At 50.4% G+C, this 15,605-nt stretch carries 9 protein-coding genes; 5 read left to right on the top strand and 4 right to left on the bottom strand.

Annotation, left to right across the window (positions count from 1 at the left end):
- Window positions 1–49 precede the first annotated feature (49 nt).
- From SH451x_RS01360 to SH451x_RS01350, 3 genes are all read left to right on the top strand, one after another.
- Window positions 50–1,120 (top strand): NAD-dependent epimerase/dehydratase family protein, encoded by a 1,071-nt coding sequence (locus SH451x_RS01360; protein ID WP_479360492.1) that lies wholly within the window; start codon window positions 50–52, stop codon window positions 1,118–1,120.
- A gap of 60 nt (window positions 1,121–1,180) precedes the next feature.
- Entirely contained in the window at window positions 1,181–1,987 is an 807-nt protein-coding gene (locus SH451x_RS01355; RefSeq protein ID WP_479360491.1) for a glycosyltransferase family 2 protein, read from the top strand.
- A gap of 165 nt (window positions 1,988–2,152) precedes the next feature.
- Complete coding sequence (locus SH451x_RS01350) at window positions 2,153–3,940, top strand: prenyltransferase/squalene oxidase repeat-containing protein (RefSeq protein WP_479360490.1); 1,788 nt, start codon at window positions 2,153–2,155, stop codon at window positions 3,938–3,940.
- Window positions 3,941–3,958: 18 nt separating this feature from the next.
- On the opposite strand, the gene SH451x_RS01345 is transcribed toward SH451x_RS01350, so the two are convergent.
- Window positions 3,959–5,284 carry a TolC family protein gene (locus tag SH451x_RS01345; RefSeq protein WP_479360489.1) on the bottom strand — a complete coding sequence of 442 codons (1,326 nt, stop codon included), beginning with the start codon at window positions 5,282–5,284 and terminating at the stop codon, window positions 3,959–3,961.
- An 816-nt stretch (window positions 5,285–6,100) separates the two neighbouring features.
- Between SH451x_RS01345 and SH451x_RS01340 the strand changes: the two genes are divergently transcribed.
- Window positions 6,101–7,144 (top strand): endonuclease/exonuclease/phosphatase family protein, encoded by a 1,044-nt coding sequence (locus SH451x_RS01340; RefSeq protein WP_479360488.1) that lies wholly within the window; start codon window positions 6,101–6,103, stop codon window positions 7,142–7,144.
- Window positions 7,145–7,149: 5 nt separating this feature from the next.
- On the opposite strand, the gene SH451x_RS01335 is transcribed toward SH451x_RS01340, so the two are convergent.
- From SH451x_RS01335 to SH451x_RS01325, 3 genes are all read right to left on the bottom strand, one after another.
- Window positions 7,150–7,950: a Nif3-like dinuclear metal center hexameric protein gene (locus SH451x_RS01335; RefSeq protein WP_479360487.1), complete on the bottom strand. Its 801-nt coding sequence runs from the start codon at window positions 7,948–7,950 to the stop codon at window positions 7,150–7,152.
- 374 nt (window positions 7,951–8,324) lie between these two features.
- Window positions 8,325–12,944, bottom strand: a complete 4,620-nt coding sequence (locus tag SH451x_RS01330; protein ID WP_479360485.1) for a PVC-type heme-binding CxxCH protein — start codon at window positions 12,942–12,944, stop codon at window positions 8,325–8,327.
- Window positions 12,945–13,068: 124 nt separating this feature from the next.
- Window positions 13,069–14,181 carry a Gfo/Idh/MocA family protein gene (locus SH451x_RS01325; RefSeq protein ID WP_479360484.1) on the bottom strand — a complete coding sequence of 371 codons (1,113 nt, stop codon included), beginning with the start codon at window positions 14,179–14,181 and terminating at the stop codon, window positions 13,069–13,071.
- Window positions 14,182–14,417: 236 nt separating this feature from the next.
- Between SH451x_RS01325 and SH451x_RS01320 the strand changes: the two genes are divergently transcribed.
- Window positions 14,418–15,575 (top strand): XylR family transcriptional regulator, encoded by a 1,158-nt coding sequence (locus SH451x_RS01320; RefSeq protein WP_479360483.1) that lies wholly within the window; start codon window positions 14,418–14,420, stop codon window positions 15,573–15,575.
- Window positions 15,576–15,605: the final 30 nt, after the last annotated feature.

Below are 15,605 nucleotides of genomic sequence, written 5' to 3'. Positions count from 1 at the left end.
GTCTTTCTAGCCGTGGGGCGTCGAGTATTGGTTAAGGCGAATTTGTCGGATGCGAATTCTTGTTACTGGCATATGTGGTTTTGTTGGCAGCGAAATAGCATTGCACCTTTCCGATCAGGCATTCACTTCACAAATTTTCGGCATTGATAATCTGGCTAGAAGTGGCTCGGAAAGAAATCGCCAGCGTCTTCAAGCTCGAGGAATAAAGTTTATCCACGGCGACCTCCGCTGCGCGAGCGATGTCGATCAGTTGCCTCCGGTAGACTTTGTCATCGATTGCGCTGCCATGCCAAGTGTGTTGGGCGGAGTTCAAGATTCATTCTCTCCCCGACAGATCGTTGAACACAACCTCTTGGGCACAGTCAACCTGCTTGAGTTTTGCCGCAATGCTCGCGCGGGATTAATTCTGTTAAGCACGTCGCGTGTCTATTCGATAAAGGCAATGTCCAAAATCGCATTGTCGACTCGTGAGCATGCATTTTTTCCCGAAGAGACACAGACTATACCAGGAGTTAGTCAGAAAGGGATTTCTGAATCGTTCAGCACAATGCCGCCCGTTTCGTTGTACGGGTCAACTAAAGCGGCATCTGAAATCTTGGCCGCGGAGTATGCCGACGCATTTAGTCTGCCTGTTTGGATCAATCGCTGCGGAGTCCTCGCGGGCGCTGGTCAATTTGCCAAAGCTGATCAAGGCATCTTTTCCTATTGGATTCATTCTTGGCAACAACGATCTGCACTTAAGTACATTGGTTTCGACGGAAATGGTTTACAAGTGCGAGACTGTTTGCACCCGCGTGATTTAGCTCAACTGATCTTGTTGCAACTCAAGGAACCAAAAGGCTCTACAAAGCCAATGATCAGTAACGTTTCCGGTGGGATAGAATCGGCCATGTCTCTCGCGCAATTGAGCAACTGGTGTACAGCGAGGTTTGGAAAGCATACGGTCATATCGGAACCAAAACCGCGGCCATATGATTGTGGCTGGATCGTGCTGGATGCAACTCAGGCGCGAGAACATTGGAATTGGAAGCCGGCGATCTCAACTGATGGAATCCTCGAGGAACTGGCAACCTTTGCAGAAGACAATCCTGAATGGATGAAAACTAGCCAAGCAACTTGAACTTAGTGACGCACTCGCTCAACATCACTGCAACCATTCGCTTCTTTCACACTTCTTGTTATGCCCGAACTATCCGTCGTCATACCTGCCTATAACGAAGCAATCAACATCGGCCCATGTTTGGACGATTTGATGATCTTTCTGCATGACCAGCACGGACTTGATATGGAAGTTCTGGTAGTCAACGACAACAGCTTGGACGTAACCGAACAACAAGTTCTAGAACGAAAGGCTCGCTGGCCAAACATCCGCTTGATTCGCCGAGAGCCTCCCAATGGTTTTGGACGGGCAATCCGGTCGGGACTTGAAAATGTCACCGGCGACATTGTTGTCATCTATATGGCCGATCGCTCGGACCATCCGGCTGATGTGCTGCGATATGTAGAAAAGATTAGAGAGGGTTACGACTGCGTATTTGGATCTCGTTTCGTCGCTGGAGCGGTGGTTAATCATTATCCGCGTTTGAAGCTTTGGATAAATCGTTTGGTTAACAACGCAATTCGAATTTTGTTCTGGACCCATATGAACGACTTGACCAATGCGTTCAAAGCCTATCGTCGTCATGTCATAGAACGATGCGGCCCCTATCGCTCCTGCCATTTCAATATCACGCTCGAAATGTCGCTCAGCGCCCTCATCAGTGAGTACAAGATTGCGCAGATTCCGATTAAGTGGGAGGGGCGAACGTGGGGGTCGTCGAACTTGCGTATTCGCGAAATGGGGCGCCGCTACCTTTGCACCCTTTTGATGTTGCTGGCGCAGCGAGTTTTGTTGTCGGACGATGTCCGCAGCGAACGAAACCGCAAACTTGCTTCCAGCCGAGAGATAAATCTGGGCGAAACGGAGTCTCCAAAGACTTCGGAGTAGTCAAAATTGTAATAGACCACACACCGGCAGATAAGTTTGGTTGCACTGTAGGCTCAATCGCTTGGCAAACTACCCGACGTCACCTATCGTAGAGTAAGTGACCTAAGAGGCACCGTAAGTGGATTTACGGCACCTTAATCTCTAAATCTGAGGAAAGCACGTTCGATGCCTAGCGACAATCTTGACTTCGGAAGCGACTTGCCAGAGTTCGCCGATGATATCGAGCCTACGCCTGCGCCGCTCGAACCTGCACCTGCTCCAATCCCGGCGCGACCACTCCCGCGTCCCAAACCTGTCGAGGCGAGCGGCCAAGTAAAGAATAATCGGGCAAGTGCTCCCAAAGTCCGTCCGCTTAACGACGCTTCTCCGGCCGAGAGTACATTCGGCTCACCTCTGGCTACCGAAGCAAACGATGATTTTGAAATAGCTTCAACGTCGAAGCGTCGAGCTTGGATGGTCAGCATACCAAGTTGGTTTATCAGCTTGGCCTTACATACGGCGATTCTGGTGACGATGGCAGCTTATTCCATCGAACCGATCAAAGAGGCCCTAACAAAATTGGTGATCGAGAGCGGTCGATCGGAAGACCCGACGGATTCTCAATCGTTCGAGTTGGCCAGTACCGAAATCTCCGCGTCCGATCTCAGCGAACAGACGGAAATGGCGCCGCAAAGCATGCCCGAAGTAAGTCCGTCGGTTGCAGAAATACCGATGGAAATTTCGGTCACCAACCTTGAAGTTGGAAGCTTGGCTAACTTGTCGATGGAGTCCATAACATCTCAGTTGGTCCCGAGCAGTCTTCTTTCCACTAGCAGCGCGTCCTTAACTAAAGGGCTGAACGGAAGGTCGGCCGCGACAAAGCGAGATTTGCTTGCCAAGTATGGCGGCGGTGACGAAACCGAAAAGGCGGTCGCTATGGGCCTTCGATGGCTTGCCGATCATCAGTTGCCTGATGGTTCGTGGACCTTCGGACATCCGATCGCGTGTAACGGACAGTGTGGAGATCCAGGAAAATTCCTAGACGCAAGAAACGCTGCTACGGGCTTGGCGTTGATGTCGTTTCTCGGAGCTGGGCAAACTCATTTGGATGGGGAATACAAAGAAGTTGTATTCAAAGGTTTATCATTTTTGCTATCAACTTTGCGTGTTGATCGTTTCGGAGGCGTAGCAATAGGTTCCTGGTTTGACGACCCAGGACCGTACCCCAACATCGGAAATAACCCGAGCTCACACAATAGGATGTACGGCCAAGGAATTGCTACCACGGCAATTTGCGAGGCTTACGGAATGACGAATGACCCCAAACTAGCCGAAGCGGCACAGTTGAGCGTAAACTTTATCGTCGCCGCACAAGACCCTCGCGGCGGAGGCTGGAACTACGAAGTGCGTTCTCCTGGGGACACTTCGATTGTGGGCTGGCAGATTATGGCCCTGAAAAGCGCTCTCATGAGCAACATCCAATTTCCTCAAGAGACTATCCGAAAGACGAGCTTCTTTCTCGACAGCGTGCAAACAGACAATGGCAGCTCCTACCATTATCGCGTCCCTGGTGATCGAAACGGGAACCACGCTTTAACCGCCTGTGCTCTGTTGTGCCGGATGTACATGGGCATGCCAAAAACTTCTCCAGGTCTACTCGTCGCACTCGATAAAATTCAAGAGGCAGGCCCTAGCACCGATGACGCTTACCTAAATTACTACGCGACACAGGTCATGAAACAGTACGGTGGTGATCATTGGAAGAAATGGAACGAAAAGATGAAGAACTTCCTTGTTTCAGGCCAAGCCAACACCGGCCATGCGGCTGGCAGTTGGGCACCCGGAAACACCTGGGGCGATTCGCACGGTGGTAGACTCTATCGTACCACCATGTCGATCATGGTGCTGGAAGTGTACTACCGATACTTGCCGATCTATAACGATCAAACCGAGGAAGATGCGTTTAAGTTATAGCAAGCGGATCGATGGGACTTACCAAGCCAAGCCCGCTGCGTAAATAAGTTCGACGTAGGCCGCCTGACACTCGCGTAACCGGTTAATCTTCTCTACTCTCGCTTGGCGTAGACTCAATTCAGCTTCCGCCAGTTCGGCAGTTGCAACAAACACTTCTTTCCCAAACTCCTCGAGCTGCTGCTGGCGTCGTGTTGCAAGATTCACCAAGTCGTCCGCGATCTTCATTCGCTGCAGAGCTTCGTTATGCTCGTACCATGCAGTAGTGACCTCTGACGCCACTTTGTCTCGCATCGCTTCCAAGATCTGCGTGAGAGACCGTCGACGCAATTCTTGTAGTTCTTCTGTTTCGGACTTCTTTAAGAACGAGATCAGAAAGTTTTTCTTGGTAGAGCCTACCGACAGCAACGAGCACGAAAGGTTGCTATCCATCAGACCGGCGAAACAGCTCCAATCACTAGACACATCTTCACACAAACTGTTTCGCAGAAGTTCAATGGCGCGAACATCTCCTCTGTTCCGTTGAGCCGTTTCAATGAAGCTGCACAAATCGAGATTACAGACGCGGCACTCGGCCTCCAGCATCGGCATGTAGTCGCATGCGATCGACGTGTCCAAGAGAAGCGAGAGTTGCGAACGAGCCATGCTGTTTGCATTCACGATCTGCGCCGATGCATCTGCGATTTGTAGTGCCAAGCGATCGAGAGCGAGCGGATCTCTGTTCGGAAGCCCATTCTCTTCTGCGGCAATTTGCTTTAGGCGAAACGCATCCAACTGCTCGAGCGCCACCAGCTGCTCTTGCGCAAGTAGTGTTGTAGCGTGAACGGCATAATGCGCCTGCAGTGACCTCTGAACGACCACTTGCTGCTGCCGAGAAACTAGTTGCGCTATAATCGCCGAGCGAAGACGGATAAAAGCATCCGAAGATTTCTTACACGGCCCGCCAGACTGTGTAATTCGGGTCACGATCTGTCCATGCGAGCGATTGCACGCAAGTTGCACGATCTCGTCGGCACCTAACACGGCCCCCAAAGGTTGCGCAGTCTGCTGCAGATCGCTGCGGACTGCGTCCATATCTGTCGCGATAAACTCGCCGCTCGATGCCTGAGAATTGTTAATCACCAGTGCGACCGTCGACAACGAGGGTCTCGCGTTGTCTGGAGGAACCGACGAGTTAGACGTTGCATCAGTTGCGGTGACTTCGGCCACAGAGACGTCAGCGTAGATGGCTGGCGTTGAAACGTGCTGGGCAGACGCACTTTGTAGTGGCACATAAGCGAAAGCCACACCGACTGCGATCGCAATCAAGCATGTCCTCTGACTCGCGTATGCCAAGCACTTTTTCATATTTGAACTGGTCCTGGGTCGACCGACGGATGATCATTTCCGCGGCCTGAGTTCAACACTTCAGGAACCGCCTGTTTCAATTTTGCTAGCAATGCAGCGAATACAGGCAGTATCGAATCTACCTTGAGTATCGATCGCGACGACTGCAGTACTGGAGTTTGTGCTGAGTTGGTCTGCTCGCGCCTATTAGGAAACTTTTAACGATTCCATAATGCGGTAGTGGTGGGGACGCTGCGATTGAGATGAATTTGCATGAACACCAGAGAGTGCTGATGGAAATTCGGAGAGCGTGTTCGGCAGAGCGCAAAAAAAAGCTCCCGGTAGTGAACGAGTCCCAGGGGGGCGGAGGACTGCGAGCGACTTTACCGGGAGCAATATTTTAATGCGGGGCAGGTAGACATCCGTGTCACCGAAAGTCCCGCGGCATTGCATTTGGAAACAAATTTTGGACAGCGAACATCCTTGTTGCTACCCTGGCTTGTTGAAGTACTCGTTTCATCCCAGAAGGACTACCGAGCAATTCTTTTCCTCACGCAAACCTTTGTATTAACTAAACTAATCCGTATCTTAAGGCTACTCTCGAGTTGTCTTCATGACTTTTCTTAAGCGGCGATGGCAGCAAGATAGAAGCTACCCTAGGTTTGGGTCAAGCTGACTTTCGACAAAAAAACAAACTCTTTAAAGTTCTTGTGATGCTACCATTTCTGACTCATGATTCACTGCTTTTGCCGCCAATGCACTGGCCAATGAAAGCCTAAGTTTATTCACATTTCCATCGATTTCCGACCAGCCTTCTCCTTATATCTTTGACGCCCTATGCCCGCTCCGCTTGAATCATCCGCAGTGCATTTGTCTGATTATCGTCCGCCTATATTCGAACGATTCCTGCTGAACGTCGCCTTCATGCTGGTGTTTCCTGTTTGGACGATTTGCATTGCGTGGGTGTTTGCGTTGAAGTACTCGCTTGCAGATGTGATCACCCACACGTCGATGCATGTTTGGGTGATCACCTCTTTTACAACGTTCATTATTTTTGTTTTGGTTTTGCTTCGTCGCAGATCGGTCGCTTCGAAAAGCTGGCTTCGACGCTTCGTTCTACTTGCACTTCCTCTCACGTTCTTGACCTATATCGCTTTGCCATGGAACTCAATGCCGATGTCGCAGCCTAACGGCACAGGCACAGCTCCGGTTCGCATCTTTGTATGGAACGCTCAACTGATCAATTTTGACTATGCGTTAGTAGAAAAAGTTATCCGCGAAACAGACGCGGACATCGTCGCTATCATCGAGTGTAACGCTGAGTTAGGCAAAGTCCTCGAGCCCTTACGTGCACAATATGCGCACAGCCTTTGGTCGCCGCAATGGGATTCGCAAAGTATGATTGTTCTTTCCAAGCTACCCGACTCAGAACTGAAATTCTCTAAGATTGCCGGGTTGCGAGCGGCAAACGTTCGTTTTTCCGTAAACGAAGATTCCCCGGAACATAACCTACTGGTTTTTCATACCTTTTCCCCACGGTGGCCCGATGGTCGCGTCCTGGCAAGAAATCAACAACTGCTAGCAGCGGGCGATTGGGCTATCGAACATAAAGATTCACCCGCGATTCTGATGGGAGATTTCAACACCAGTCCTTGGTCGCCTATTTTCAAGAAGCTGATTCGCACCGCTTCGCTATGCGACACACGCCGCTTCGCGGGATACTATTCATCTTGGCCTTCGTTTTTGGGAGATTTCGGCATCCCAATCGATCATGCCCTAACAAACTATCAAGTAAACGTCTTGCGTCGAGACGTATTGCCGGAAGGTTTTGGCTCTGATCATCGAGGCATCATTCTCGAAATTGACGCAGGCAAACGCTAAGCGAACTATAGTTTGTCGTCACGAGTAATTGTGTTCACATCTTGAACACTGTGCCGCACTTCCAAGGCTGGCAGCCATTGTTTTAGCAATTCCGCCAGCCTCTTCATGGCGAATTGTTCGCTGGGATGATGACCAATCATCAGCAAAGCTACGCCAGCCGCTTTCGCCTCCAAGCATTGGTGATAAGTTGCTTCGCCAGTCAACAAAGCATCGGCACGTTTTCCCAGCGCCATCGGCAACATAGAGCCTCCGCTGCCACAACAGATTGCTACGGATTGAACTTCGTGCTGCCAATCGAAATTTGCTTGAGGCTGGATGCCCGCAATACCGCTTTGCAGACACTGGAAAAGTTCGCTAAGCGTCGTTGGCTTGGACAGGACACCAAAACGCGATGAACCAGTTCGATCTACATCAGCCAGATTTCTGGGAACAAGAGGTTCTACACTCTCAAGCTTCAGTAACCGACTCAGCTGGTCGTTTATCCCATTGGTCGAATTGTCCCATGCAGTATGGGAACTGTAGATCGCTATCTTGTTGTTGAGTGCTTTTACTAACAACCGACCAGTGAGATCCGCGGTCGTTAGTTTTTTTAGCGGACGAAAGGGCAAGGGATGGTGCGTGACAATCAAGCCTACGCGCGATTCAATAGCCTCATCCAAAACCGCCGGCGTAATATCAAGAGTTACCAGGACGTTTTTAACTTCTGCTTCATAGTCACCCGCCAGCAAACCCACATTGTCCCATTCTTCGGCCAATTGCAACGGCACATGCTTTTCCATCTCGAATAGAATGTCACGAATTTTCATGCTGTTGATACAAGCTACGTTGCAAAAAGACACAGTGTGATCATTGAAGTCCGACAGTCGTAAATCAACATCGAAACAGATTGTATCAAAGTTCCCGCTGTCTCTCAGAGCGATACTTCGCTGAGCTCTATATCGCAGGAAAGTGCAGTTGAATGCTTGACATTTTGCAACACGCCTCCCAGAAATGGACAAAGCATGGGGGTTTCCCATGCTTTGTTTTCGAAACATTCAAATTTTAACGGAACGGCGCAAGCCGTCCGGTGACAATTTCCAATATAAGCGGAACGGCGCAAGCCGTCCGGTGTCACAGAACCGGAGGACTCGCGCCCTACCGCTAAAACTGAATTGCGAAACTTATTTCAGGACGAGCCCTTTTAGTGCGCGGCACCGCCTTTAGCAGCTTCAATGGTTACCGCGAACACAATAGGAGCGACAGTATCGTCACCTTTCACGAAATCGATCGACTTGAGAGGCTTACTTCCATCGATCGGGATCTTGATATAGCGAACTTGTCGTCCTTTTGCATCCAAGGCATACTGCGACTCGGGCACCTCAACCTTGTTAATATAGTCCGCGATGTGCTTGCCATTGATCAGCTTATGCTCTTCAACAGAATCGTCTTCGTAGACGCAACGCACAATGAGACTAGTGGTTTCATTGCGGTTGAAGGGAAACGCCCAACCACCCACGCCACCTAACAAATGGATAGCCGAAGCAGTCCCGGAAACAGGTAAACTAGTGCGGCTTGGCATCGTCTTGGCAGCGTCACCAAGCGGGCTATTGAGCATGATAATGTTGGAAACACGGCCATCTTGAGGATCTTCCAATACAAATGGAACATCACCGAACTTCGTTGTTCCGTATTTATCAAACAGAATCCGTTCTGCAGCAGCATCTTTGCTGAAGAACAAACCCTGCCCGCTACTTACAGTCGCGGCAGTTGCCAGTGGAACCGGAGTATACTGACCACGCTGAGTTAAAAATGCGAGCAGGTCTGTCATTTCCTTTTTAGTCATAAGACTTTCGAAGCCTTCGGGCATCAAAGATTTCGTCGACGCATTCATCTCTTCGATATCCTCTCGCAATACTTGCTCTTCTTTACCTTGCGAGTTGATCATGCGAATTGCATTCTGCGATTCCCCAGCCATCATTCCTGTAAGTACTGCGCCTTCGAGCGTAAGCACTTGATAGGTGCGGAAATTGCTTTCCACACTGCGGGATGGGTCTAGAATGTGAACTAACAATTCCGCTTTGGGATGCACCGCCATCCCGGTTAGATTCGGACCGATAGCCACACCCAAGTCTCCATGTTGATGGCACAACGCACAGTGCTTCTTATACATGGCGACACCGTTTTCAACATCACCCTGATCTTGCGTGACCGACATCCATTCGTCGACCAATCCTTGACGGTTGGATGTGACGGCAGCACCGCTGCTTTTCATCAGTTCAGCCGCCCGTGTAGCAATCTCCTTGGTCGGATGGTTCATCAACGCTTGGCGCTGATCCAACTGGAGGTCGGTAAAGGAAACGTTGCCTTCGCCGATTGCATCAAGCAATTCTTTAGTAGTATCAGCTCGTGCCAACAACAGCGTTAGGATTTTACCGCTAAGTTTTGGACCAAGCTTTCCACGCACCTCCAATAGCTTTTCAGTCATTCCCGGCACACGTGCGGCCTGCAATGCTGAAATAGCTTGTTCGGCAACTTCTGGAGCTAGCTGGGGCGTAAACAATCCTTCGACCGCTTCTAGAATCTCTTCCGATTCGGGAGCCAAGCGAATCGCTTGAGTCCAAGCATCCACGCGCTGCGTATTCGACTTAGCTTTGTCGGAAGCGACCTGGAACAAGTCTTTTTGAATTTCAGCAACGATCTTGTCCAAGTCGGATACAGACCACTTCTCGGCCAAAGCTAACACGGCCGCTTTAGACTGTATTCCTACATCTCCGCTCAAAAAGCGTTCGCGAAGTTTTGCTTGAGCTTCGGGAGAAATCTTCAAGACCAAATCTCGTGGCCAACCTTTTGCAATACCTTGCCACATGGCGACCGTGACATCCGAATTTGGATTCACGTCCAAAAGCGTCTCGATATCCGAAGCAGTAGGATTTGACCTCGCAATGTGTTCTGCCAAAACAGCAATTCGGTCGAGCAACAGCTTTTGTGTTTGGCCGCTCGAGGCCGAACTGCTAGTCAATGCCACGAGAATTTCAATCGGCTGAGTTGCGGCCGCTGATGTCCAAGCATCCAACAAAATGCCGTCTTGAACCACAGAGTCAGCACCATGGGCGAGGCTGGCCAAATCTTCGCCAGTCATTGACTTTCCAGCATCGCCATCAGCGACGCGGAGCAGTACGGCAAGTTGTACTTTGGAGTCTACGTCGTTATGTAGATCGTTAGCAACGGCCTCGCTGATCAAGCTTGCTGGGCAATTCATCACAGCGGCATGACGTACAGGACTTGACGCATGCTTAAATCCTTTGACGCAAGCATTCGTTAAGGCACCGTATGCTTCTCCATCCTGTTTGCCAGCCGTCAAGCCGGATAGTGTCCATATTGCATGCATGGCTGCCGTATTGAGGCCAAGCTCATCAATCTGTTGATTCTCGACCAATGCAACCAATTGGCTTAGAGTAGCAGAATCGTTCAAGTTTCGCTCAATGATGAGTCGCTGGGCCGTTCTTCGCCAGAAGAAATTATCGCTTTGAAGTCCGCGGACCAAGTCTGCAGAACTGGCATCCGCAAGAGACAGGGAAGTCGATGGCTTTGCATTCGCTTCCTGTTCGCCATGAATCAAGCGGAAAATTCGACCGAATCTCTTGTCACGCAGATCGCTTTCGTAAGCATTTCCACGACCGGTCTCGAAGCCATTGGGCGTTGGATTGTGCTGCACGATATAGTTGTACCAATCGAGCACCCAAACGTTTCCATCCGGCCCAACTTCCGACATGATCGGAGCAGCCCAATCGTCAATACTGGCCACGACGTTGAATGGATTGTAGCTACGAAATCCCGCGCCACGTCTTTCGATGACAAACGCTCCTACAAGGTGCCCGGTCGGACCACATACCATGCCGATACGATTCCACCAATCGCTTGGATAGTTTCGGGCTGTGTACAACGCATGCCCACAACCTGCCGTGTAACCGCCGTGAACGTCTACTTGACGAATGTTTTTGTCGATAGGATTGAAGTAGTGGTTATCCGAAATCTGCTCGAGTGTTTTAGGCGACCAACCCGCCACACTATCGTAGTAGCGATTGGGGATCGCCATGTGCACGCTTGGGCAAGAATTCGCAGTAGAGCCAAACACGTAGCCTTCTTCGCTAAATCCCAAGCCCCAGGTGTTGTTGTTCGTACCGCGCACAAACTCAAGCGCATTCACTCGAATCGTATGGTCATCATATTTTTCAGTCGCACTGCTAGCGACGCGTCCGGTGGATTTATCGATTTCATAAGCAGGCGCGTTCGAATCAGAAGCACCTTTGTCGACCGCAAATCGCCAGAATCCCTGGCGGAACCTTTGTTGCCGCACGCCGTTAATCACTGGTTGCGAATCGTTATAGCCCTGCATCCCCCAAATCCAGTTGTCTGGACCATACTGAAAGTTGCTGACCCCGCCGTGCGTGTCGCCTAGGGCCCAACCGGTGATCAACTCTTGCCGGAAGTCGGCTTTGTCATCGCCATCCGTATCTTTTAGAAAGACTGTCTTCTGACCGTCTTGCACAATCACGCCGCCACGATAGCAAAGCAAAGTGGTTGGGATGCTCAGGTTTTCGGCAAAGACAGTAAACTTGTCGGCCTGACCATCGTTATCGCTATCCTCACAGATTCGAATACGATCGCGTCCCATGCCTGGCGATTGCAATTCGTTCGGGTAGTCGATAGTTTCGCAAACCCAGAGTCTTCCAGCTTCATCCCAGTTCATAGCAATTGGTTTGCCACCGAGTCCAGCGTTGCTGGTTTTCGGTTGCGAACCGGCTGGCCAATACTTGTCGGCTTCTTTAGCCCATATGTTCAGCGAAAAGCCCTTGGGGAAAGCATACGAGTTAACGGATTCTTCGGCAGGCAACGGATCTTGCATCAGGGTCAGCAGTTCTCCTTGTGTCCCCCACTTTTCACCAGGCGTATAGTTTGGAATCTTTGCTCCAACATCTTGAAAAGTAAACTTATCTTCGTCGATCGTTGGTGTCGTCGTCTCAGGCGTAACAAAGCGTCGCTTTGCTGCCACGACTGCGGGCGATTCCTTTTCGGCCTCATTAAACTGAACTGGGCGCTTCGCTGCCCAGTAAATCCCTCGCGCCAGCAGCGATTGAAAGCCAGGATTTTCCCATGTCTTGTAATCATGCCCCCAAGCGGTGTAGAACACTCGTCCGTCGCCGCTTGTGCGCACCCACGTGTAGGGCTCTCCGTTTTCGTCGCTGACAGGTCCGGAAGCCTTGCTGCGAACCTCCAATACTTTCTTATCGGGGTTATGTCGCGAGTGCATATAACTTTCGTCATAAGAACTGAACGGCTCGTACCCTTGCATGATCTCATGATCTGGAGCCACAACTTGTGTGTCGAACCGAGTGTAGCCATGGCTCTTGAACTGAGCCCCGACTAGTTCGACGTACTTCGATGAATTTAGAAAACAGAACGACGCACAATGGACCGGGACCAACCCGCCTCCGCCGGCCACGTAATCCAACAACGCCTTCTCGGCCTCCGGCGTAATCCTTTCGGTATTAGCGAAGATCATCAATGCGTCAAACTTCGCTAAGTTATCGCTGCTGATATCGGCAAGTTCCTGAGTGTAATGAACTTGGATTTCTTTTTCGGCCAGCGGTCCGACCAACAAGCGGTAAAACTCCGAAGGCTTATGATGACCTTCATCGCCAAACATCAGAACCTGGACAGGTTCTTCCGCATGTGCAACTGATGTCGCGTATTGGCTTGCGCCCAGGAGCAGCGCAAAACTTGCTATCGCCGCGATCGATTTTAACGTTCTGAATAACATCTTTTTAGGTGGGTTGAGAGTAAATACTGACTCACGCGAGAAACGCCAGGAGCTATGGTCAGATAGACTCCTGGGCTGTTCCCTGCTGAAAATTTTCGCTACGAGTTACTTACAAAAGCGGGCATTAGCCCAATGTAAACTCAGGCAAACGAACGAGCTCACCGCCGTTCATCGCACTTTCGTGCGCACACAAACCTACGCAGGTCCAGTTAGCACTTGTCTTGGCGTTGGGCCATGGATCGCGATCTTCGACCAGTGCTGAAACGAATTCATGCACCAGGTGAGGATGTGAACCGCCGTGACCACCACCTTGAATGAACGAAAGGTGGTCTGCGTCCTGTATGCTTTGGGTAAACTGCTGAATTTCCTTGGGCAGCAAGTGAGCAAAGTCTGGAACTTCAATCTCTTCTGCGATCTCATGTTCAGGCTTCTTGGCAGTATGCATAATGTGCGGCTTACCTTCCACCAAGGACCACTCAAACGACTTCTTAGTACCGTATACATCGAAGCTTTCTCGATATTGTCGTGCTGTGTCAAACAGGAATCGCCAAATGTGAGCAGCGACATCGCTGTCTTTGATTTTGATATGGCAGGACTCTACCGCAAACGGACTACCCGATTTCTTGGCAAGTTCTTCACGGATTGCACCCGAACCAAAGCAGGAAACTTTTTCAGCTAGGCCATTAACCAAGCCTAACACAGGAGAAACCACGTGCGTCGCGTAGTGCATCGGTATCATGCTTTCCCAATACGAAGGCCAACCTTCCATGTCTTGTGGGTGCGAAGCCGCCATGTACTGGATCTTACCCAACTCACCTTTGGCAACGAGCTCCTTTAAGAACAAGAACTCACGGCTGTACACAACCGTTTCCGCCATCATGTACTTAAGCCCCGTGTCAGCAACTTTTTGGCAAATCTGATCGCACTCTTTGATAGTCGTTGCCATCGGCACCGTGCACATTACGTGCTTGCCAGCATCCAACGCTCGTAGCGACATCCAGGCATGGTCCGGGATGGGTGAATTAATATGCACAAAATCAACTTCAGGATCTGCCAGCACTGCGTCGTAGTCTTGATAACGCTTGGCAATACCAAAGCGGTCTGCCGTAATGTTCATCTCTTTTTCATTGCGTCGACAAACGGCGAGAACATTGGCATTGGGATGCGTTTGGTAAATAGGAATGAATTCGGATCCAAAGCCTAAACCGATCATTGCAACATTGAATTGTTTAGCCATCAGCGTTTCTTTCTTCGCCAGGAGGGAGAGGATGCGGCGCAGCAACTAGAAAATGGCTGCGTAGACTTATTTTATGGTTGCCAGTATCCCTCGCGAAGCAGGGAAGTCCATGAGACTTTGCGACTTAAATTTGAGTTTTTTCACCACAACAGCAGAGACGCGGCCAATAAAAATGCTACAAAAAGAAGGTCTTCCCCAGGAACAACTAAATCTCCTTGCAATTTTCGACCGTTTTAATGACACGCCGTTCCGTCGCACTTTTGATTGAAACTTCCAACGCTTATTCGCGAGGACTACTGGAAGGCATCGTCGATTATGTTCGGCAGCATGAAGCCTGGTCGATTTACCTCCCAGAGCAAGAACGCGCCGCCAAACCTCCAGCATGGTTATCGCACTGGCGCGGCGATGGAATTATCGCTCGCATCGAAACCAACGAGATTGCTGACGCTGTCCTGCGAACAAAACTCCCTGTTGTCGATGTCAGCGCTGCTCGCCACGTCCCTGATATTCCCTGGGTCGAAACAGATGATGGTGCAATAGCGAGAATTGCCGCCGACCATCTGCTGCAGCGAGGATTCCGGCATCTAGGGTTCGTAAGCGATCCTGGATTCAAATGGTCAACTTGGCGACGCCAAGCCTTCTTCGAATTTGTCACCGCGAGAGGAGTCGATTGCCACCTTCACGATTCTATAGCAAGGCTCGACCCCGGCTACTCATGGAATCGTGAAAAGAAGGGACTCGTAACCTGGCTACAAAACCTCCCCAAACCTATTGGCGTAATGGCGTGTTATGACATTAAAGCCCAACAACTGCTCGACATCTGCCGCGAGCTCAACATCGCTGTTCCAGAACAAGTGGCTGTCATCGGAGTCGACAATGATGAGCTGCTGTGCAATCTGTCGGACCCACCTTTGTCAAGCGTTATCAGCAACACGCACCGCGCGGGCTATGAAGCAGCGTCGATGCTTGATCGCATGATGTCGGGGGAAAACATCAAAACGGAGTCGGTCCTTTTCGAACCGCTCGGCATTGCAACGCGACAATCAACTGACATCTTGGCTATTGATGATCAAGATATCGCAAACGCAGTTCGCTACATTCGCACAAACGCTTGGACAGAAATGAAGATCAGCGACGTTGTCAAAGAAATTCCGTTGTCTCGTCGCGTGCTGGAAAGCCGATTTCTGAAAATTCTTGGACGAACTCCGCACGAAGAACTCACGCGATTGAGAATTGATCGCGTCAAACAGCTTTTGATACAGACCGATTTACCGCTCGCGCTGATTGCCCATCGAGCTGGGTTCCGGCACGAAGAATACATGTCGGTCGCCTTCAAGAAAAACGTCGGAATGCCCCCGAGTAAGTATCGAAAAACCTCAGGAAAACAGCAGTAATCCGTGCGTTTCCCAAACGCGACCGACTGC

Source organism: Njordella aestuarii (assembly GCF_056494165.1).
Note: the sequence above shows the minus strand (reverse complement) of the source record. Positions and strands in the feature narration are given on the sequence as shown.